16 protein-coding genes and 2 pseudogenes are annotated in these 19,453 nt (G+C 66.5%); 9 read left to right on the forward strand and 9 right to left on the reverse strand.

What is annotated here, in order from left to right; genetic code table 11:
* Positions 1–53: 53 nt before the first annotated feature.
* Positions 54–932 carry a universal stress protein gene (locus IEY28_RS08100; protein ID WP_188996211.1) on the forward strand — a complete coding sequence of 293 codons (879 nt, stop codon included), beginning with the start codon at positions 54–56 and terminating at the stop codon, positions 930–932.
* Between the two features lie 113 nt (positions 933–1,045).
* Here IEY28_RS08100 and IEY28_RS08105 read toward each other — a convergent pair whose 3' ends face one another.
* Together IEY28_RS08105 and IEY28_RS08110 are read right to left on the reverse strand one after the other, a co-directional pair.
* The gene (locus tag IEY28_RS08105; protein ID WP_188996213.1) at positions 1,046–1,738 is read right to left on the reverse strand and encodes a DUF2238 domain-containing protein; all 693 of its coding nucleotides are present in this window, start codon (positions 1,736–1,738) and stop codon (positions 1,046–1,048) included.
* Positions 1,739–1,842: 104 nt separating this feature from the next.
* Positions 1,843–2,490, reverse strand: a complete 648-nt coding sequence (locus IEY28_RS08110) for a metal-dependent hydrolase (protein WP_188996215.1) — start codon at positions 2,488–2,490, stop codon at positions 1,843–1,845.
* Between the two features lie 28 nt (positions 2,491–2,518).
* On the opposite strand from IEY28_RS08110, the gene IEY28_RS08115 reads away from it, so the two are divergent.
* Entirely contained in the window at positions 2,519–2,695 is a 177-nt protein-coding gene (locus IEY28_RS08115) for a hypothetical protein (RefSeq protein ID WP_188996217.1), read from the forward strand.
* Between the two features lie 95 nt (positions 2,696–2,790).
* On the forward strand, positions 2,791–3,849 hold the full coding sequence (locus tag IEY28_RS08120) for a TrmB family transcriptional regulator (RefSeq protein WP_188996219.1): 1,059 nt from the start codon (positions 2,791–2,793) through the stop codon (positions 3,847–3,849).
* Between the two features lie 95 nt (positions 3,850–3,944).
* Here the strand turns inward: IEY28_RS08120 and IEY28_RS08125 are convergent, their stop codons facing one another.
* The gene (locus tag IEY28_RS08125) at positions 3,945–7,694 is read right to left on the reverse strand and encodes a glycoside hydrolase family 97 N-terminal domain-containing protein (protein WP_188996221.1); all 3,750 of its coding nucleotides are present in this window, start codon (positions 7,692–7,694) and stop codon (positions 3,945–3,947) included.
* 315 nt (positions 7,695–8,009) lie between these two features.
* Between IEY28_RS08125 and IEY28_RS08130 the strand changes: the two genes are divergently transcribed.
* Entirely contained in the window at positions 8,010–8,984 is a 975-nt protein-coding gene (locus tag IEY28_RS08130; protein WP_188996223.1) for an AAA family ATPase, read from the forward strand.
* Here IEY28_RS08130 and IEY28_RS08135 read toward each other — a convergent pair.
* From IEY28_RS08135 to IEY28_RS08150, 4 genes are read right to left on the reverse strand one after another with little or no spacing between them, the layout of a single operon-like run.
* Complete coding sequence (locus IEY28_RS08135; protein WP_188996225.1) at positions 8,956–9,657, reverse strand: DUF7519 family protein; 702 nt, start codon at positions 9,655–9,657, stop codon at positions 8,956–8,958. The genes IEY28_RS08130 and IEY28_RS08135 overlap by 29 nt on opposite strands.
* Positions 9,645–10,916 carry a DUF58 domain-containing protein gene (locus IEY28_RS08140; protein ID WP_188996227.1) on the reverse strand — a complete coding sequence of 424 codons (1,272 nt, stop codon included), beginning with the start codon at positions 10,914–10,916 and terminating at the stop codon, positions 9,645–9,647. Before IEY28_RS08140 ends, IEY28_RS08135 begins: the two co-directional genes overlap by 13 nt.
* Positions 10,913–11,599, reverse strand: a complete 687-nt coding sequence (locus tag IEY28_RS08145; RefSeq protein ID WP_188996229.1) for a DUF7269 family protein — start codon at positions 11,597–11,599, stop codon at positions 10,913–10,915. The genes IEY28_RS08140 and IEY28_RS08145 overlap by 4 nt, the downstream gene beginning before the upstream one ends.
* On the reverse strand, positions 11,596–12,387 hold the full coding sequence (locus IEY28_RS08150) for a DUF4129 domain-containing protein (RefSeq protein WP_188996231.1): 792 nt from the start codon (positions 12,385–12,387) through the stop codon (positions 11,596–11,598). Before IEY28_RS08150 ends, IEY28_RS08145 begins: the two co-directional genes overlap by 4 nt.
* Positions 12,388–12,549: 162 nt before the next feature.
* On the opposite strand from IEY28_RS08150, the pseudogene IEY28_RS08155 reads away from it, so the two are divergent.
* Positions 12,550–14,769: pseudogene (locus IEY28_RS08155) on the forward strand (nucleotide sugar dehydrogenase); the annotation flags it as partial.
* A 3-nt stretch (positions 14,770–14,772) separates the two neighbouring features.
* Positions 14,773–15,267, forward strand: a pseudogene (locus IEY28_RS20925) (UDP binding domain-containing protein); the annotation flags it as partial.
* A 6-nt stretch (positions 15,268–15,273) separates the two neighbouring features.
* Here the strand turns inward: IEY28_RS20925 and IEY28_RS08160 are convergent.
* Positions 15,274–15,765 carry a hypothetical protein gene (locus tag IEY28_RS08160; RefSeq protein WP_188996235.1) on the reverse strand — a complete coding sequence of 164 codons (492 nt, stop codon included), beginning with the start codon at positions 15,763–15,765 and terminating at the stop codon, positions 15,274–15,276.
* Positions 15,758–16,234 (reverse strand): OB-like fold-containing membrane protein, encoded by a 477-nt coding sequence (locus IEY28_RS08165; RefSeq protein WP_188996237.1) that lies wholly within the window; start codon positions 16,232–16,234, stop codon positions 15,758–15,760. The genes IEY28_RS08160 and IEY28_RS08165 overlap by 8 nt, the downstream gene beginning before the upstream one ends.
* 110 nt (positions 16,235–16,344) lie before the next feature.
* On the opposite strand from IEY28_RS08165, the gene IEY28_RS08170 reads away from it, so the two are divergent.
* The 3 genes from IEY28_RS08170 to IEY28_RS08180 are packed head-to-tail and all read left to right on the forward strand — an operon-like array spanning position 16,345 to position 19,422.
* Positions 16,345–17,511, forward strand: coding sequence for an NAD-dependent epimerase/dehydratase family protein (locus IEY28_RS08170; RefSeq protein ID WP_188996239.1), 1,167 nt, complete (start codon positions 16,345–16,347; stop codon positions 17,509–17,511).
* Positions 17,511–18,446, forward strand: a complete 936-nt coding sequence (locus IEY28_RS08175) for an NAD-dependent epimerase/dehydratase family protein (RefSeq protein WP_188996241.1) — start codon at positions 17,511–17,513, stop codon at positions 18,444–18,446. Before IEY28_RS08170 ends, IEY28_RS08175 begins: the two co-directional genes overlap by 1 nt.
* Positions 18,439–19,422, forward strand: coding sequence for an NAD-dependent epimerase/dehydratase family protein (locus IEY28_RS08180; protein ID WP_188996243.1), 984 nt, complete (start codon positions 18,439–18,441; stop codon positions 19,420–19,422). The genes IEY28_RS08175 and IEY28_RS08180 overlap by 8 nt, the downstream gene beginning before the upstream one ends.
* The last annotated feature ends 31 nt before the right edge of the window (positions 19,423–19,453 follow it).

The following is a 19,453-nucleotide window of genomic DNA, read 5'->3' on the forward strand; positions in this document are numbered from 1 at the left end:
CGACAGGCGGCTGCGAGTGAATACTTTTGTCAGTAGAGTGCTAACAATGAACAATGGCGACCGACACAGGGACGACAGACTATCGGGTCGTCGTCTCAGTGGCTGACCCCGATCACGTCGGGCAGTTGATGCGGACGGCCCTCGACGTCGCCCGTGACCGCGACGGTGACGTCTTCGTCGTCAGCGTGGTCGGCGAGTCCCGGTCGTCGCCGTTCTGGGTGTTCCGCGACGAGGTCATCAAGGCGGAGTTCAGCGGCGATCGCCGCGAGCTACTCGACCGTGCCATCGACGCGGCCGAGGGGACCGGCATCGACGTGGACGGGCGACTCGCCGTCGCGGACAGCGTCGCCAGCGGCATCCTCACGGCGGCGACGGACTGCGACGCCGACGCGATACTGATGGGCTGGCACGCCCGCCGGCACAGCGACATCCTGATGGGACACATCGTCGACGACGTCGTGGCCTCGGCCCCCTGTGACGTCCTCGTCGAGAAGATCGGCCCGACCGCGGACGGCGTCGAGACGGTTCTCCTCCCCGCCGGCCCCGGGGCGCACACGACCCTCGCGGCGGGCGTGAGCCGTGCCATCGCCCGCGCGAACGACGCCCGCGTCGACGTGCTCAGAGTGGTGGCACCGGACGCCGCCGACGAGACGCGCGAGGAGGCCGAGACGCTCGTTGCGGAGGCAGCGTCCGCCGTCGGCGACGTGGCCACGACGACGAACGTAGTGGAAGGCGAGGACGTCACCGAGACGCTGGTCTCGGCCGCGGAGGAACGGGACGTAACCGTCGTCGGTGGCGGCGGCCGCGGGCGACTCCGCCGGGTCGTCGTCGGGTCGACCGCTCGCACGGTCGGCCAACGCGCCGAGACGACCGTCATCGTCGCCACTCACTCGCAGGGGCCCCGTTCGTGGCTCGCTCGCCGACTCTCGTGATCTCGACCGCGGGAATCGCCGTTTCGGCGACGCCCGTCTCGCTCGCGTCGACGTTCGGCGCGTCTTTGCCCTCACTATCGGCGTCGGCGAGCGCGGGATACCGCCCGACGGCGTCACCCGTTCGCCTCGACGTAGAGGCCCAGCGCCATCACCACCGACCCGACGGTGACGACGCCGCCGGTCCAGGCGAGCAACGCCTGCGTCGCGTCGGGGAAGCGGTCGGCCAGAGCGACGAACACGCGCACGTCCAGTGCGACCACGACGAGAGCACCCACGAGGTCGAAGGCGAGGTCGAAGGCCGTGTCTCGCCAGCCGTAGTGGACGAGTACTGGCTCGATACCGTAGCGCTTGCCGACGGCCCGCGCGACCAGTTCCCCCAGTTCCCAGAAGACGCCGAGGAGGAACGTGTAGACGACGGCCGTGACGGCGATGGCGAGCGGCGAGAGCGTCAGCGCCGCGTCGGTGGCCACGGCGACGACGAGGCCGGCGTACAGTAGCGCGGCGACGAGCGCGGCAGAGACGGTGTGAGTGAGGTGGTCCCACCACCAGACGGACTCGTAGGGGCCGAGCATCCCCACCGAGTGCAGGAGGCCGGCGACGGTGACCCACACCGGCAGCGCCGGCGTGTCGACGGCGAGCCACGGCGACTGGAAGCCGCCGGCGACGAAGACCGAGCACAGAGCGAGGACGACCGACACCAGCGCGTTCACTATCGCGGCGCCGTTCCGGCGGTGAACGGCGACGACGAGCAAGAGCGTGAGCACGCCGAGGAGGACAGCCAGTACTCCGTTCGATTCCCCTACCATCGGTACGAACCGCTGCTACCGGAGTTCGTCACCCGGCCGGCATGACTCTTTGGTCCGTCGGGACGATAGGCACACTCCCGCCGACGTAGGGGCCCACGTGTGGCCTACCTCGATGTCGTCTGTTCGGCGGCCGAGTGCGACCGCAGGTACCGCTCCGGGACTCGACTGCGTACGCGCCGGGGAAGTGCCGGGAGGACACTGCCGAGTATCGCGTCGGCGATGGTCGGCAAGACGCGCCGGAGCGCAGTGTAGACGACCGCCACGCCCAAGCTAGCGGCGACGACGCCCTCCAGCACGCCCTCGACGCTCCAGAAGAGCGGGACCGAAAGCGCCGTCGAGAGCAGGAGGTCGCCCGGCGACCCGTCGTAGCGGACCCAGCGACGGGGTTCGAGCCACCGGCTGTTGTAGTGGTCGTACACCGCGCGGTCGGACGTCGCCTCCCACGGCCGCAGTTCGAGGCCGCCGCCGAAGACGTCGGCGACGCTGTGGGTCGCCGCGCCGAGGAGCAAGACGGCCGCGCCGACGGTCAGGGCCGACGGGAGCAGTGATGCGAGGACGAGCGTCCCGGAAGCGAGGGCGGCGTAGTACACCGGATAGTGGAGCGTTCGACGGTGGCCGACGTACATATCGAGGTCGGGGAGAATTCCGCCGAGCAAGCCCGCGACGAGGGCCACGCCGGCGAACTCCGGGACGGCGTACCCGGCCGCCAGACCGAGGAGCATGCCCGCCAGCGCGTGCGTCGGGAGCATCATTGTGGCGTGTCCTAGGGGACAGAATCCGTTGAACCTATCGGTGGTCTCGACCCACCGCGTCGGCCCGGACTCGCGGGCCACACTGTCGACGCCGGTGCCCATCGACGAACAGAACTGGGGTTCCGAACTGGTCGACGGAAACCCGGCGACGCGGCCGAAGGAGACGCCGTCGGGGTCCGTGACGTATCGAGCGCGCAGGCGCTGAAACGAACGACCATGGTGCGTGGTGGACGTACAGAGCGATACGTCACACGCAAGTTGGCGATGATCTTTTAAACTCCCCGGGGTAGACAAGGAGCTATGACGAAACAGCGGCTACGGGACAATCTCCGTCTTCTCGGCCTCTCGTCGAAGGAGATCGACGTGTATCTCACGATTCTCGAACACGGCGAGGCCAAAGTGAGTCACATCGTCGACGACTCCGACGTCTCTCAGCGGTACGTCTACGAACTGTGTGAGAAACTGGACGAGCGAGGGTTGGTCGTCCTCAACGACCACGTCAGGCCCTCTATCGTGCGCGCACGGGAGGCCGAGAACGCCATCACGGGCATCACCACCCAACTCGAAGAACTCGAACAGGACATCGCCACGCAGCTAGCTACCCAGAATCTCTCTGCCCTCGAAGTCGAACTGATACAGTCGAGACAGACGATCGTAAAGCGCTGGCGAAAGTTCATCAGCGAGGCCAAAGAGGAGGTGTTCATCTGTCTGCCCGCGACGGCGTTCGAGCGGTTCCAAGCGGAGTTGGCCGCCGCTGTCGACCGGGACGTGCTCGTTTTCGTCCTCCTGACGGAACCGGGGCTGGACTCCACGGACGGTGAGGCCCTTTCCAGTCACGCGAGTCTCGCGCGGTCGTGGCCCTACGAACCGCGCCCACTCTTGACAGTCGACAACACGACCGTCGTCCACGACGAACCGAAACTGCTCGTAGACGAGACGGCCGACGGGGCCGCTGTCTCGCTTACGCGGTCCGCCGTCGCCGGCAACCTCTTTAGCACGTACATCAGCAACTACTGGCGGATCGCAGAAGAAACGTTCCGCTGTGAACCGGACGAGCTACCGCAGTCGTACCCACAACTCAGGAACGCGATCGTCCACGCGACGCTCCACGAACAGGCGGGACACGACCTGACAGCGACGATTCGGGCACAGCGTACGACGTCCGACGAGGTGGTCGAGATGGAGGACGTCCCCGTCGTCGAGATTCGACAGGGGTTAATCGAGCCGTTCACCAACCGCTTTCCCATCGAGAACGGCATCAGCGTCGCTTATGAGGGGGAGGTCGTTTCTGTCGGCGGCATCAGCGCGATTATCGAGGAGTACGAGGCACTGGAGATAACGCTCGACACCGGCGGGTGAGACGACCCTCGCTCGGGAACGGTAGCGGCGTGTCCGCGCGTCAGGCGGGTCGGGTTACCCGCGACGACGGGGCAGGCGAGTGACAGTCGCTCGCCTCACTCCGTGATTTCGAAGTCGCCGAACGCGACTCTGCTCTTTGTCCCCTCGTTGTGTGAGGTGACGAACATCCCCGCGTCCTGTCTCTCGGCCGCAGTGGAGAGGTCGACGGTCCCGATTTCGGTGAACGTCGAACCGCCGTCGGTGCTCGCAAACCCAGTAAACGTCGTTCCGTCCTTTTCGAGTCGGAGGTGAGTCGGGAAGCTGTAGGGCACTTCCGCTCCGATGAAGCTGTCGACGAGGCCGTCACCGTCGGCGTCGACGTGCATGAACGGTCCCAGACGCGGTGCCGTCGCTACCAACAGGTATCCGGGCGACTCGCCGGCGCCAGTGATGTCGTTTCGCACCATGATACCCGACTTGGCGAACGGGTTGGTCTGCTCTTGGTCGAGAACCGCCGCCGTGACGGTGCCGCTCTCACCGAGTCCGTCGTCTACGTAGACGGTGCCGTATTCGTCGGCGTAGCTCTCGACGTCCTCGCCAGCGGCGTTGATGAGGATCCGGTCGTCGCTGCGACCGAACTCCGCGGGCGCGGACGCGAACGTCGAATACCGCTCGGGAAGGGCGGCGGCGTACGGGTCCCGGACGGTGATGGTCTGTGCCGGGAGTGTATCGTCGGGAGACTGTCCGACGGTGATCTCGTACTCGCCGGGTTGGTCGAAGGTGAGGCTGAAACTGTCCGTCTCCCGTGTCGAGGAAAAGCGGACGAGGACGGTGGCTACCCGTTCGCCGTTGGCGTAGACGTTCAACTCTTCGCCCCCGATGAACTGGCCGGTGTGTGACCCGGTTATCTCGACCTCGAACGGGAAACTCACGTCGGCCGCGTCGGGCAGAGCGAGGGACTCGTACCGCTGCTCCGGTCGTTCGTACTCGGGGAGTTCGGTCTCCTCCCGGCCGCTGGCCTTCCGCAGTCGGATTGCCTGACCGCCGCTTGGCACGACCGACGCCAGCACGGTCGTACTCGGGTCGACGATCGCCTCGTCGATGCGAACGTCCGTGGGGTCCTCGTCGACGCCCGCGTCGATGCCGTCGCTGTAGATCTCCGCGACGTACTTCGGCCCGAATACGGCGTTCGAGCCGTCCGCAGAGGCGCTGCGCTCGTTCGCCTGTCCGCTCCCACAGCCCGGTGTGAGAAACTGCAACGGCACATCGAGTGCCCGCCCGCGGTCGCCGGTCATCGTGCCGACGAACCACTCGTCCCCTGACTCGCGTGCCGTGACGGTGTAGTCGCCGATTTCGGCGTCGATGACCGTCGTGTCGTCCCAGCCGCCAGCGGGGACGGCTTCGAGGAAGGCGAATTCGGGTTCGGTCTCGAAGTTCTCGTTTTCGGGCGTGTAGCCGGCGTAGTCGCTCGGAACGGGTGACGCCGCACCCTGCTCGGTGACGGCGACCGTGTTGAGGTTGAACCCGCCGACGTCGCCGGTGAACTCCCCGCCGGAGTCGTCGTAGTCGAGTTCGACGGCGACGGTGTTATCGCCCTCGGTGAGTTCGACCGAGGTGGTGAACACCTGCCAGTCGTCCCAGTGCTCCGTCAGCGGCAGTTCGAGCGTCGCCGTCGAGTCGTTCACCCGGAGCGTCGCCTGCGCGTGCCCGGCGTCGAGGACGCGGTTCGCGTTCGTTTCGCCGTCGCTGGCGTAGCGCAGATGGAGGTCGTACGTCCCGTCCGCCGGAACGTCCGTGACCGTCCACGACACCGACGACCCGGACGGCACTCGGTTCGGGTCGACAGCGACGTAGTTGGTGCCAAAGGCGTCGCGCCAGTTGTCGGCGGTGACGAACCCGCCGAGGTCTCCGGCCGCCGCTTGGACGAGTTCGCCGACGCCCAGTTCGGGATTGATGTAGGCCTCGATACGGTCGGCGGCCATCTGCATCCCGGCGTTGTACGTCGGGTACATGGCGAGTTGCTTCGCTCGCGTCGTCTGAATCTGCCCGCCGGTGTCGTCGTTGAACGTCACGTCGAAGATGCCGGGCTGGAAGCTCGTCGGGCCTGCCAACATCCGGGTGAACGGTAACTCGACGTGGTGGGCGGCCCCGAGGTTGGAGGCGAGGGCCTCGAAGCCGTCGAACTCCTGTGCCTTTACGGTCTCCGTGGCCGCCAGATTGGGGTACGTTCGGCGCTTGCCCGTCGGCTTGTCGGCTTCGTGCCGTTCGAGTAGTTGGCGGTTCCCCGCCGCCTCGCGGGCGACCAGTTCGTGGTGATTGACCGCAATCTGGCAGTGGTGGTTGATCGTCGGCGATCCGTCGCTACTCTCGTGAACCAGACCCGGGTCCGAGACGTATCCGTTCTTGATGCTCCGAATATCGTTGTCCTCGTAGAACTGGAAGATGTCGTCGGTTAGAATCTGCTCCTCGTAGTTGTCCACGTTCCCGGCGGTCTCGTTGTGCGCGGTCATCTCGACGCTCGGTGACAGCGACTGCCCGTAGTCCGTGACGGCAGTCAGGCTGAAGTCGGGCGAGGACTGGCCGAAGTCCATCGACGTCCCCGGCCCGGACATGTAGCTCTCCCAGCCGACGTTCCAGCCTTCGACGAGGACGCTGTCGATGCTGTTCTCGCTGGCAAAGCGCATGTACCGCTTCATCCGCTCGGTGCGGGCGCCGTGGATGTACCCGGCCGGGTCGTCCCCGTTGTGCGCTATCTCGGCGTCCGACTTGTACCACCAGTTGGCGTTGCCGGCGATCATCGTCCACCAGATGCCGATGTACTTCTTCGGCGTTATCCAACTCGTATCCGGTTCTCCGTCGACTGTCGGCAGTACCGACTCGTCGAGGTCGTCGTTGAGGAGCGGAATCATCGAGGATTCCACGAGGTCACCCGGAGTGGTGCCTATCTGTATCGTCCGCCACGGCGTCACGGTCGGCGCCGCCGTCGACACCTTGGTCCCGTCGGGGAGTGGCGCGAGTTCGGCGGCGAAGTCGGTGCCGCCGCTGTCGGATCGAGGCGCGAGCGACATCGTCGCGTAGTCGGTCAGGTCCGCCTCGTGGACGCTCAGATAGGCGTCGTCGGAAGCCTTGACCGTAAGCGGCGTGTGCACGCCGTTTCGGATCGCGTTCCCGTTGGGGCGGATGGTTCGGGTTCCGGCCTCGACGTCGCTGAGGGCGGTCTCCTCGTACTCCTGTTCGAAGCGTGGATTGACGAACTCGTTTTTGATCCACCACGCCGTGTAGTCCCCCGCGAAGTTGAACTGCGTGTTCTCCGATGTGACGACCGCACTGTCGCTGTTGCTGGCGAACGCCTCGCCCAACGCGACCCGGAACCCCAGACCGTCGTCGAACACCCGAAATTCGAGGGTCGCCGAGCGGCTCGGCCCGGCCGTCTCGGCGAGGCCCACCCGCAGGACGTTGTAGTCTGCCGTGACGCTCTCGTACTGGTCCCAGATGGGGTCCCAGTTCTCCGTCTCGGTGCCGCTCTCGCTTCCGGTGACGGTGAGGGCGGGTCCCGTCGTCCCGTCCGCTGCGGTGCCAAACGACTGCTGGTTCTGGAAGTCGAAGCCGAGCGCCGACGAGTCGACGTACGTCTCTCCCTCGAAGGCGACCGAGTACGTCGGTACGTCACTCGATACGTCGACTGTCACTTCGATACGCCCGTCTGGCGAGGCGACCGTCTGCGTGTCGCCGTCCTCGTCGTTGGCGAGCTGTCCAGCGACCGTCTCCGGAACGTCCAGCGTGTACGCCGCGGCGGCCAACACGCCGGTCAGCCCACCGAGGAAATCTCGACGATCCAATCCAGTTGTACCCGATTTATAGTTCATGTCCACCGCAATTAATGAACAATTGGGTAATAAGTATTTCTGTAAAACTATTACACACGCTGGAAAACTGCCTGCAAGTTCAAGGTCCGCTCGGCGTCCGGTGGCTGACAGCGACGCATCCCGCCGGCGTCGTCGCTGGTCGAGGGGGCTCTCCGCGGTCGGCACCGCTGTGTGCTGGGGCGGCGTGATACTCGTTTCCGCCGACGGTCTCGATGTCCCAGCGCTTGTGGGACGACCCAGAGCGGACGACCCGTCGACTCGCCGCCCCCGGTAGGACGAGGATAACTAAGCCCGCAATCCATCTGTCACTGTCCGATGAGTACGGACACTGACGCCGTCGCCGACCACTGCGGAACCGTCCTCGACACCGTCTCCGGCGCGGTCATCACCGAGCGAGAGACGCTCGAAACCGTTCTCTCGGGCTTTCTCGCCCGGGGGCACGTCCTCCTGGAAGACGTGCCGGGGACCGGCAAGACGCTCACCGCTCGGTCGCTCGCCAACGCGCTGGGACTCCAATTCTCGCGCATCCAGTTCACGCCGGACCTCCTGCCGGCGGACGTCACCGGCACCTACGTGTTCAACGAGAAGGCCCACGAGTTCGAGTTCCGCGAGGGCCCCATCTTCGGCAACGTCGTCCTCGCCGACGAGATAAACCGCGCCTCGCCGAAGACCCAGGCCGCGCTGCTGGAGGCGATGGCGGAGGGGCAGGTCACCATCGACGGCGAGACCCACGCCTTGCCGGAACCGTTCTTCGTCATCGCGACCCAGAACCCCATCGAGCAAGACGGCACGTTCCCGCTACCTGAGGCGCAGGTCGACCGCTTCGTCGTCAAGACGAGTCTGGGCTACCCCGACGAGGCGGGCGAACTGGAGATCATCGACCGGCGGGCGGCCCGCACCGACCGGACGCCGACGGTGACGGAGGCCGTCTCGATGGCACCCGCGGAACTCCGACAGGCACCCGAGGCAGTCCACGTCGAGAAGGAGGTCCGGAAGTACGTCGTCCGACTGGCACGGGCGACCCGTGAGGAACAGCGCGTCGAGACGGGCGTCTCCCCGCGAGCGACTCAGCGGCTGTTCGAGGCGGCCAGAGCGCTCGCCGTCGTCCGCGGGCGGGACTACGTCACGCCCGACCACGTGGCTCGGATCGCGCCGGAAGTGCTCTCCCATCGGCTCGTCCTGACGCCGGACGCGCGCGTCGACGACGTCGAGAAACGCGCCGTCGTGGCGGACCTGCTGGACGAGGTCGAGGTGCCGACCGTCAGTTATACAGAACAGCCATCAACGTGACGGCGGCGGCCAAGAGCAAGGCCAGCGCCCCCAGCGGCACCCCGGTCCCCCCGTTCTCGTAGAGGACCATCGCACCGACGACTAACACGGCCCCGTAGCCGCCGCTCACGCCGGCGTGGACGAGTTCGACGGTGTAGGTGCGGGCGTCGGCCCGCAACTGCTCGCCGAGGCTGATGGCGTGTTCCGCGAGGTCCCACGCGACGACGGCGGCGGCCGTCGCCGCGAGCAGTGCGGGCGGGTCCGCCCGCTCGAAGACGCCGGTGAGGACGACGCCGAGTACGAGGGCGGCCAGCCCCGCCGAGACGAACCGGCGGGCGAAGCGCTGTCTGAGCGGGCGGGTCCCGAGGCCGATGCAGACGACGCCGACCAGTCCGGGGACCAGTTCCGCCTGTGCGCCGAACTCGCCGACCGCGCTCAGGGCGTGGGCGAGGGCGGCGACGACGACCACCGCACCGACGGCGACGACGAGACGGCCGACGAGGCGGGGATACTCCCCCGTCAGGTCGTCCCGGTCGCCGAACACGACCAGGCCGACGCCCGCAACCGTCCCGAACACGGCGAGTCGCTGCTCGGGGCCGGGGGCGAGCAGCGCCGTCGAGATGCCCGCAAGCAGCACCGCGAGCGCGCTGGCGACGGGTGTGGGCCGGTGGTCGACGCCCGTCACGCAGACCACCGCCGTCGGTGCTCGCCGAGCAGTACCGTTCCAAGTGGGTTCGTCGGGGTCCAGTCGACGACCGGGACGCCGGCCTCACGGAGCGCGTGCATCCGGTTCTCGCGCTCGGTCCGTGCAAGCCGTTCCCCGACCGTCCCGTCGGCGGTAACGTCCGGACTCAGGACCGTCGTGGCGTGGGAGGCGGCCTCTAAGGTCCGGACGGTCCGCACGATGGCGTCGTCGGTCAGCGGCGAGCAGACGAGTACCTGCGTGTCGGCGTCGAGCCGTTTCCGGAGCATCTCCGTCTGGCGAGCGACGTCGCCGTCCTCCTCGGGCGCGGGCGGCGTCGCCGACAGGCCCGGATGGGTCCCGAGCAGTCGGCGGAGGTCCGCGTGGTGGTCCGGGCCGGCGCCGGGCGAGGCCCAGCAGAACTCTCGGCCCAGCGCGGCCACGCCGACGAAGTCGTTGGTGTCGTCGAGCGTCGCGAGCAGGCGCTCGACGGCGGCGAGGCTGTGGGCGACGGCGTTGGGCGACCCCTCGCGTTGCGAGCGGTACGCCGGTTCGCGGGCGTCGACCAGCAGGAGGACCGAGGTACGCCGCTCCTCCCGGAACTCGACGGTCGTGAGTTCGCCGGTGCGCGCCCACCGCTTCGAGTCGATGCGGCCAAGCGGGTCACCCCGTCGGTACTCGCGGACGGCGTGGAACTCGATGCCGCTGCCGCCGTCGTCGGTGACCAGACGGCCCGCGTGGCCGTTTGTTCGCTGGCGCACCGGGAGCGACGGGACGGACTCGGCGCAGTCGATTTCGGTGCCCGTCGCCACCGTCGTCTCCACCTCGTGGGCACCGGTCACGTTCCGGACGACGACCGTTGCCGGGTCGAACTGGTGGCGGCCGTGTTCGGCTTCGACCGCGTAGGTGTACTCCGTCGTCTCGCCGGGGCGCAGCACCGCCGCGTGGCGCGGACTGCCCGACGCGACGGTGAGCATCGGCGGGACGCCGTCGACGATGCGCACGTCTGTCAGTGTCCGGTCGCCGGTGTTCGTCAGTCGCGTCGTCACCGTCACCGGGTCGCCACGGGCGGGGTGGCCGTCGTCGAGGCGGCGTTCGAGGTCGAGTTCGACCGACGGCGGCCCGAGCAATCGGGGGTACGCCGCGAAGCCGGCGCCGACGACCCCCACCAACAGGACCGCGGGCCGGTCGGCGAGGACGCCGACGGCGACGGCGAACAGGCCGACGGCGACGATGCCGCGCCAGCGGCCGGTCGTCCGGACCGTCGTCATGCCTCGTCGCTCCCGTCGTCTCGCCGGCCGAGCCGATTCGTCTCGCTCCCGGCGTCGTCCCCACCGTTGCTCTCCTCGCCCGTCTCGATTCGGTCTGTGAGTGCCTGTGCGGTCGCTTTTGCGCCGTGCTGGACCCACGAATCGCCGCGAAGCGCGAGCCGGGCGCGCTCGCTCAGTGGGGGGCCCCTGGCCGTCTCGTCGAGGAACCGCGCGGCGACAGGGTCGTCGGTCCACGCCCCCGTCTCGACCCGTTCGCTGGCACGCTCACGGTTCAGCCCCTCCTCGCGCATCATCGTCGCGACGACCGCGTCCCGCAACCGCTGACGGAGCTGTTCGGCGTCCTCGCCGCCGTCTCGGGCCGAGAGCGTCGGGATCCCTTCGACCAGCCGGTCGAACTCCTCGCCCGGCGGCGGCGCGTCACGCACCGTCTCCGGTTCCGGCGGATCGGCTTGCGTGACGTGCTCTCTCGCTCGGCGGACGACCATCCAGCCGAGGACGCCGACTCCGACGCCGCCGAGTATCCCGAGCAGGAAGTACTCGTTGCCGACTCGGTCGATGAGCGTCTCCGTCGGGAGGATGCCCGACCCGCCGGGCACGACCGCCAGCGCGAACGCGAGGACGCCGACGACCACGAGTAGATACCACCCGAGACGCCGGACGCCGGTCACCGCTCGCTCGCTCATTCGTCGTCCTCCCCCAGCGACTGGAGCGATTCGCGTGCGACTCGCACTCGCTCGCCGGACGGTGACTCGCCGCCGTACTGGACGTCTTCGAACGCCCGGCGGAGTCGGTGGACCGCCTCGGCGTCGAACCCCGTCTCGACGGCGGCGCGGGCACAGTCTCGCGGCGTTCGAGTCCGTGGCCGTGTGATGCCTGCTCGCCGGAGTAGGGCGACCCACGCTCGCTGCACGTCGTTTTCTGGTGCTGGTCGCAACGTCTCAGTTCCCTCGTCTGGCGGGGCTTTGGCCCCAACCATCATTCCTAACAGCGAGATAATTTCCTCGCGGTAGCGGTACGCGATGCCTACGAGCACCGCGAGCGCCACCAGCGCGAGGAGCGCGAAGAGGAGCGCTTGCAGGTTCGACTCGGTCGGCACGACGCCGGTGCCTTCTCCCTCGCTGGGGGCGTTCTGCTGGTCGTTGCCGTCGTTCGAACTGCCAGAGTTCGACTCCGAATTGCCGGGGTTCGACTCGCTGGCGGACCGCGTATCGGCCCCCTCCGGGTCCCGGTTCGCGCGTTCGCTCCGCTCACCGGTCGGCGCCGGGTTGCCGGTGTAGCGGTCGTGGAGGTCCTGTGCGGCGTCCTCTATCTGGCCGGCCCGGTCGTCACCGACGGGGAGCATGTCGTAATCCGGGTCTATCGCGTCCGATGGGTCGGTCGACATCGACGAACCGAGCGTCGCGGCCGAGAGGCCGATGGCGACGACGACGACACAGGCGACGCCGACCGACACGAGTCGTTCAGTATCCATTGGTGTCCGAGCGGCGACTGGGCCGCCTGACTGGTCGGTCCTGCGTCAGCGCCCGGCGTTGTTATTGGGAGGTTATCCGCGAGGCGGCGGTCGAAGAGAGCGCCGAACGCCGACGCCGAAGGACCCGAATTCTCAAGGGCGGTGGTGGCCAACCCCTCCCCGATGAACGTCAGCATCGTCGGGAGCGGCTACGTCGGGACGACCGTCGCGGCCTGTCTCGCGGATTTGGGTCACGAGGTCACGACTATCGACATAGACGAGGCCATCGTCGACGCGGTCAACGCGGGCGAGTCCCCTATCCACGAACCGGGACTCGACGAACTCGTCGCCGAACACGGCGGTGACCGGCTGCGTGCGACCACCGACTACGGCGTCGTCCGCGAGACCGACCTGACGATGCTGGCGCTGCCGACCCCTTCCAACGAGGACGGCAGTATCGACCTACAGTACATGGAAACCGGCGCCACCTCCGTCGGCGAGGCGCTCGCCGACGCCGACGACGCCGACGACCCGCACCTCGTCGTCACGAAGTCGACGGTCATCCCGCGGACCACCGACGAGCGACTGGCCCCGCGCATCGCCGACGCCGGTCTCACGCGCGGCGAGGACTTCCTCGTCGCCTCGAACCCCGAGTTCCAGCGCGAGGGGACCGCCGTCGCGGACTTCCTGAACCCCGACAAACTCGTCTTCGGCGCCGACGACGAGCGCGCGTTCGAGCGGTTACGCGCTCTCTACGCACCCCTTCGCGAGGCCGCCGACGGCGACGTGCCCGTCGTCGAGACGGGCATCGCCGAGGCCGAGATGATAAAGTACGCCAACAACACCTTCCTCGCGAGCAAGGTCAGCCTCATCAACGACATCGGGAACGTCTGCAAGGAGTTCGGCGTCGACGCCTACGAGGTGGCCGAAGCTATCGGCCTCGACGACCGCATCGGCGAGCAGTTCCTGCGGAGTGGGGTTGGCTGGGGGGGAAGTTGTCTCACGGGTGGCCAACGAGTATTAGCGAAAGACGACTCGGGAACCAAACTCCTCCAACTGGCCGAATTCTTCGATCACTACGCCGCTGACGGCGAGATCGACGACGTTTCCGTTCTGAGCTGTGACGAGGACGGCGAGTTCTCCTTCGAACCGGTTCTGACTGTGACGCGTCGGCAGTACGATGGGCCACTCCACACGATTCGGACGAAGATGAACAAGGAGGTCACTGTCACACACGATCACCCGATGCTCGCCGTAGCTGACGGTGAGGTCTCCGTTCGAGAGGCGACCTCGCTAACAGAAGGCGATGAGCTCCCAGTTCAGACTAACCTCCCTCAGGATCCTCTCGAATCGTTCGATCTAATCGGCCTGATCGATTCGGCGCCCGCCTTCGAGAACGAGTCGGTCTATCTGAAGCCGTCGTTCGATCTCGGCGAGCACAAACCCGAACTTCGGCAGTGTTTGGCCGACTACAACGACCAGTACAGCTACGACAAGGTCCACGAGTTCGCTCGGAACAACTACCTACCACTCGACGTGTTCCTCGAGTTCGAGGCGGACCTTCCGGTAGCGCGTGGTAGTCTCGCACTCTACACGACTGTCGGCGGCGGACAGACGTACATCCCAGCAGTACTTCCTGCGGACGACGATTTCTGGCGATTCATAGGATACTACCTCAGTGAAGGACATATTCACGACGACGACTCCGGCCGCGGGTCGACGACACGCAAACGTGTGTTCTTGAGCTTCCATCCGACAGACGAAGAGGAGTATGTCACAGACGTGGAGTCGTATCTCGACGAGCTCGGCGTCAGGTATCGGACCGAAACACAGGAGACGGCCACCCAAATCGAGATATCGAGCCGAGTCCTGGCGTACTTCCTCGAATGGCTCGGTTGTGGCACCGGTTCGTACTCCGCGGCTATTCCCGATGCCGCCTATCAGGCCTCGCCAACACACAGACGCGCCCTTCTCTCCGGCTTGTTTCGGGGTGACGGTCATATCGAGTACACGAGCCATTCGAACGCTGTCGTGTACGACTATGGCTCGGTGAGCGAGGAGCTAATTCAGGGGATGCAGTTCCTGCTACACAGCCTCGGTATCGTCCCGAGCTACAAGACCTCTCAATCACAGAAGTCGACGCAACCGGCACACTTCTTGCGAGTCAGTTCGAAACGACAGATAGCTGAACTCAAGGACCTGTTCCTGCCGACCGACCGAGAGAAAATCGAACAGCGCTTAGCGCAGTACGACCGCGACATCGAACCGTCGAGCCACACAGTCGGCGATTCTCACACGACCGTAGCGGTCCAGGATATCTCGGTAAACGAGAGAGAAGCTGACGTGTATTCGCTCGAAGTCACGGACAATCATACGTTAGTCACGACCGACGGTCTCGTGGTCCACAACTGCTTCCCGAAGGACACCGACGCCATCATCGCCGCCGCCCGCGAGGAGGGCTACGACCCCGCGGTGCTGTCGGCGGCCGTCGAGGTGAACGACACCCAACCCGAGCGCCTGCTCTCCCTACTGGACGACCACGTCGACGTCGCCGGCAAGCGCGTCGCCGTGCTCGGATTGGCGTTCAAGCCCGGCACGGACGACATCCGGAACACGCGTGCCGTTCCGGTCATCGAAGGCCTGCAGGAGCGCGGGGCCGAGGTGGTGGCCTACGACCCGGTGGCGACCGAGAACATGCGCGAGCGGTATCCCGACATCGAGTACGCCGCGTCCGCCGGCGAGGCGCTGGAGGGGGCCTCGGGCGCGGTGGTCGTGACCGACTGGGACGAGTTCGCGGCGCTGGACGGCGAGTTCGACGCGATGGCCGACTCCGTTGTGGTCGATGGTCGGCGGATTGTCGAGCGACGCGACGGGATTACGTACGAGGGGCTGACGTGGTAATCTCGGTCACGACCTCGTTCGGCGCTCGTCTACCACGAACACGATAGCTGCGATGGCCAGCGTCACGACGAGTACCGCGGGATCCGACGAGACGTAGAGGCTCGGTGTCGGTGGACGCCAGTACGTGAACGGATAGAGCCACGCGGAGGCGTGGCCGTCGGCGTAGACGCGCATCCCGTCGAGCAGTAGTGCGCTCAGACCACCGCCAACCAGTAGGCCGTAGACACGCCGCCAGTGTCGGCGCTCGAACGCGAGCGTGATCACCCCTGCGACGAGAAGGACGCCGCCCAGCGACGAGAACGGAGCGTATGTCAGCGGGAGACCCACCCTCTCACCGACCGTCGAGGCGTCGAGGACGAGGTTCAGTTTCACGAGGTCCGGTATCGCGGCACCGCCCATCGAGAGGACGGTCCAGCGGCGGTCCAGCCAGTCGACCCGCCAACCGGCGACGGTCAGCAGAACGAACGGGACCAGCACGTGGGTCAGGAGGTCAGCCATCGCGTCTCGCCTCCAGTACCCACCGAGTCGTATCGAGCCGCCAGTATCGGACGAACGCGGCGAGAAAGAGGGCGACGCCGACGAGTGAGGCCCCGTACTTGTACAGTTTTGCGTCGGAGCTACTGTTGACCACGACGATCCGGTCGGCCCGGAACGTGTGTTCTGGGCCGACCGTTCCGGCGACTTGTACGGTCGCACCCCGTCGTGGTGACTTCTCTACACCCGAGACGGTCAACGAGACTGGCCCCAGATGACTGTCGAAGCGGACGGTGAGCGTCGCCCCGTCGGCGGCAGTGACCGTTCCTATCATGAACGTCTCCGATCCGACGTAGCGGTCGTAGTCCGCCACGAGGTCGTCTGCCTGTGGAGTCGGCCACCGCCGTTCGCCGGTGACCTCCGCGTGGACGAACAGTCCACCCAGAACACTCAGAAGCAACAGAGCGACGACGACCCGTTCCCACACCAACACACACCCCAGATTACGCGGTCGGGCTATGTCGGTTTCGGTCCCAGCGACGCGCGACCGGTCGTCGGCAGAAGATATTTACCTACGGATGGTTACTCACGAGTTGAGTAACCATGACTGTTCTCGTCACCGGGGCCGACGGCTACATCGGTTGGCCCACCGCCTTGCGCATCGCGAACCGAACCGACGACCGCGTCCTCCTCGTGGACAACTTCGCCCGCCGCGAGTGGGTCGAAGAGGTCGGCGCGACGAGCGCCACCCCCGTCGCGTCCATCGACGAGCGCATCCGCGCGGCCGAGGAGACGCTCGGGGTCTCGAACATGTCCTTCGTCGAGGGCGACCTGACCGAGCGAGCGTTCGTCGACGAACTCCTGCAGGTCCACGAACCCCACACTGTCGTCCACGCGGCCGCTCAGCCCTCCGCACCGTACTCCCAGATCAACGGCGAGCGAGCGAACTACACCCAGCACAACAACATGCAGGCCACGCGGAACCTGCTGTGGGGCCTCGAAGAGAACGACCTCACGGATACGCACTTCGTCGAGACGACGACGACGGGCGTCTACGGCGCGCCGGAGTTCCCCATCCCCGAGGGCGGTGCGACCATGGAGAACCAAGGCGAGGCCGACGACGTGCCGTTCCCCGCGATGGCTGGGAGTTGGTACCACCTCACGAAGTCCCACGACGCGGCCAACATGCGGTTGGCCCACAAGCAGTTCGACATCCCCATCTCGGACGTGCGCACGGCCATCACGTACGGGACCGAGACCGCCGAAACCCGAGAGGACGACCGCCTGAAGACGCGCTTCGACTTCGACTACTACTTCGGGACGGTCACGCATCGCTTCTGTGCACAGGCCGTCGCCGGCTACCCGGTCACCGTCTACGGCAAGGGCGAACAGCGCAAGCCGTTCGTCTCGCTGGAGGACGCCGTCGAAGGCCTCGCGCAACTGGCCCTTTCCGACGCCGACGACCGGCCCGAGGGCCTGACCGTGTACAATCAGGTCACCCGAGCCATCTCCATCGTCGAGATCGCCGAGACCATCGCCGACGTGGGGAGCGAGTTCGAGTTGGACGTGGCCGTCGAACACTTCGAGAACCCGCGTGACGAGGACGAGACCCACAAGATGGAGATCGCGAACGAGCGCTACGACGATCTGATCGGCGGGCAGGCCCAGTCCTTCGAGGAGGGCGTCGAAGACATCTTCGAGACGCTGACCCGCTACGCCGACACCATCGAGGCCCACGAGGACCGCTTCCTGCCGGGCGTCCTAGAGTGATGACGACCGACGTCCTCGTCACGGGCGGGTGTGGCTACATCGGGAGCGACCTGATTCCGCGCCTGCAGGCCGACGACCGCGTGGGCGAGGTGGTCGTCCTCGATAGCCTCGCCTCCGGGTCGCCCCGGGCGCTGATGGGCACCGTCGACGGCAATCTGGAGTTCCGCCGCGGCGACGTCCGCGAGTACGGCGACGTCGAGAGCGCCATGCGCGGCGTCGACACGGTGGTCCATCTGGCCGCCATCACCGGCGCGTCCAGCACGCACGACCGGCGCGAGGAGACGGTCGCCGTCAACTACGACGGCACCGAGAACGTCCTCCGAGCCGCCGGGAAGTTGGGCGTCGAGAACGTCGTCTTCGCCTCCTCGTGTAACGTCTACGGGCGGGCGACGAGCACGGACATCGACGAGACGGTCACGCCCGACCCCATCAACCCCTACGCCGAGACGAAACTCGACTCCGAAACCCTGCTTCGGGAGTACTGCGAGGAGTTCGAGATGGACGGCACGGCCCTGCGGATGGCGACGAACTTCGGCTACTCGCCGGGTGTCCGGTTCAACCTCGTCGTGAACTACTTCGTCTTCCGGGCGCTGACCGGCCGCACGCTCACCGTCTACGGAGATGGGTCGAACTGGCGACCGTTTATCCACGTCTCCGACGCCGCTCGGGCCTACAAACACGCTGCGCTCGAACCGGGCGAGTGGGACGAGACGGTGTACAACGTCGGAAGTTCCGACGCCAACTACCAGATTTCGGAAATCGCGGATATCGTCGACGAGGCGGTCGGCGCCGTCGACATCACCTACCTCGAAGACGAACACCCCGGCCCCTCCTACCACGTCGACTTCGACCGACTTCGCAGCACTGGCTTCGAACCACAGACAACCCTCCGCGAGGGGATTCGCGACATCGCACGGAGATTCACCGATGCCTGAACGAACGGTAGACACGCCACACGTCGCTATCACGGGCGCGGCCGGCTACATCGGTAGCCGCGTCCTCGTCGAACTGCAAGACCAACACCCCGACTGGGAACTCACCGCCATCGACAACTTCTACAGGGCGAAGGTCCGCTCGGTCGGCGACGTCGACGTCGACCACGTCGACATCCGGAACCGCGACCGGCTGGAGGCCGCGTTAGAGGGTGCCGACGTCGTCCTCCATCTGGCCGCCGTCTCGGGCGTCGACGACTGCGAGGAGAACCCGGATCTGGCCTACGAGGTCAACGTTCAAGGGACCGACAACGTCGCGTGGTTCTGCCGGAAGACCGGTGCCGCCATGGCGTTCCCGTTCTCGATGGCCGTCATCGGCGACCCACAGGAGTTCCCTATCACCGCCGACCACCCGCGAGCGCCCATCAACTGGTACGGCCGGACGAAACTTCTCTCGGAGCGCGCAATCGACACCTTCGCCGACGGCGCGTTCCCGGCCCACCAGTTCATGATCTCGAACCTCTACGGCGGCCACGTAGTCGACGGGGACCGCATCTCGAAAGGGACCGTCATCAACTTCTTCCTCGACCGTGCGCTGGCCGGCGAGACGCTGACGGTGTACGAACCCGGGACCCAGTCTCGTAACTTCGTCCACGTCAAAGACATCGCGCGGGCATACGTCAAGAGTAGCGAGCGGCTGCTGGAACAACTCGACGCTGGTGAAACTGGCGTCGAGAAGTTCGAAATCGCCAGCGACGAGGATCCCAGCGTCCACGAGATGGCGAAGCTAGTCCAGTCGGCCGCCGCCGACCACGGCCTCGACTGTAACGTCGAACTCGTCGAGAACCCCCGCGCCGGCGAGGAGACGCTCGTAGAGTCGTTCGAAGTCGATACCTCTCGCGCGGCGCGGCTGCTAGACTGGGACGCGAGTGAGTCCGTCGAAGCGACTGTAGCGGCGGCACTCGACGACGGGGCTTGAACGCGGTTCTTCCCACTCGGTTTCCACTTCA

It is taken from the genome of Haloarcula pellucida (genome assembly GCF_014647235.1).
Lineage (GTDB): Archaea > Halobacteriota > Halobacteria > Halobacteriales > Haloarculaceae > Haloarcula > Haloarcula pellucida.

Bases quoted from the DNA above. Each gene is read 5' to 3' on its own strand.
- IEY28_RS08150 (WP_188996231.1), bottom strand. From the start codon at position 12,387: ATGGATACTGAACGACTCGTGTCGGTCGGCGTCGCCTGTGTCGTCGTC.
- IEY28_RS08175 (WP_188996241.1), top strand. From the start codon at position 17,511: ATGACGACCGACGTCCTCGTCACGGGCGGGTGTGGCTACATCGGGAGC.
- IEY28_RS08140 (WP_188996227.1), bottom strand. From the start codon at position 10,916: ATGACGACGGTCCGGACGACCGGCCGCTGGCGCGGCATCGTCGCCGTC.
- IEY28_RS08170 (WP_188996239.1), top strand. From the start codon at position 16,345: ATGACTGTTCTCGTCACCGGGGCCGACGGCTACATCGGTTGGCCCACC.
- IEY28_RS08145 (WP_188996229.1), bottom strand. From the start codon at position 11,599: ATGAGCGAGCGAGCGGTGACCGGCGTCCGGCGTCTCGGGTGGTATCTA.
- IEY28_RS08125 (WP_188996221.1), bottom strand. From the start codon at position 7,694: ATGAACTATAAATCGGGTACAACTGGATTGGATCGTCGAGATTTCCTC.
- IEY28_RS08120 (WP_188996219.1), top strand. From the start codon at position 2,791: ATGACGAAACAGCGGCTACGGGACAATCTCCGTCTTCTCGGCCTCTCG.
- IEY28_RS08180 (WP_188996243.1), top strand. From the start codon at position 18,439: ATGCCTGAACGAACGGTAGACACGCCACACGTCGCTATCACGGGCGCG.
- IEY28_RS08100 (WP_188996211.1), top strand. From the start codon at position 54: ATGGCGACCGACACAGGGACGACAGACTATCGGGTCGTCGTCTCAGTG.
- IEY28_RS08110 (WP_188996215.1), bottom strand. From the start codon at position 2,490: ATGATGCTCCCGACGCACGCGCTGGCGGGCATGCTCCTCGGTCTGGCG.
- IEY28_RS08105 (WP_188996213.1), bottom strand. From the start codon at position 1,738: ATGGTAGGGGAATCGAACGGAGTACTGGCTGTCCTCCTCGGCGTGCTC.
- IEY28_RS08160 (WP_188996235.1), bottom strand. From the start codon at position 15,765: ATGGCTGACCTCCTGACCCACGTGCTGGTCCCGTTCGTTCTGCTGACC.
- IEY28_RS08130 (WP_188996223.1), top strand. From the start codon at position 8,010: ATGAGTACGGACACTGACGCCGTCGCCGACCACTGCGGAACCGTCCTC.